At 62.7% G+C, this 461-nt stretch carries 1 protein-coding gene and 1 pseudogene; one reads left to right on the forward strand and one right to left on the reverse strand.

Features of this window, described 5'->3' with window-relative positions; translation table 11 throughout:
• Window positions 1–261: pseudogene (locus JWG43_RS18115) on the forward strand (PTS sugar transporter subunit IIA); the annotation flags it as partial.
• 18 nt (window positions 262–279) lie between these two features.
• Here the strand turns inward: JWG43_RS18115 and JWG43_RS18120 are convergent.
• The coding region (locus JWG43_RS18120) for an HPr family phosphocarrier protein (RefSeq protein WP_205244333.1) at window positions 280–461 on the reverse strand (182 nt) is incomplete at its 5' end.

Raw genomic sequence — 461 nt, forward strand, 5'->3', positions numbered from 1 at the left:
GCTGGGAGAAGGCATAGCCCTGCCCCACTCCCTCGGCCTGCTGGCCCACCGCACCCTGATCCATACAGTACAGGCCTCGAGTGGGGCAATGGTGAGACCACCACCCTCATCTTCGTGCTTGCCATCAGCAAGGCGGACTACGAGGAGGCGATGGAGCTCTACGATCTGTTTCTGGCGCTGATGAACGAAAAAGCCAGCAGGAATCTGCTGGCTTGTCGGGACTTTAACGACTTCAAGGCGCTGGCGCGCGCCGGGTCATGACGGCAAAGGAGGTGCCGCTCACTCCTCGTTGAAGCCCGAGGTGAACAGTGCCACCACGGCGGCCAGGGCCTCCACTTCTTCGGGGCCCTCCACCTGCACCTCCACCTGCTTGCCCTGGGCGGAGTCCAGCATCAGCAGACCGATCACGCTGTCCGCATCGGCCTCGATGCCGTCTTCGTTGCGCAGCAGCACATGAGCAT

Source organism: Desulfobulbus alkaliphilus (assembly GCF_016918545.1).
Classification (GTDB): Bacteria; Desulfobacterota; Desulfobulbia; order Desulfobulbales; family Desulfobulbaceae; genus Desulfobulbus; species Desulfobulbus alkaliphilus.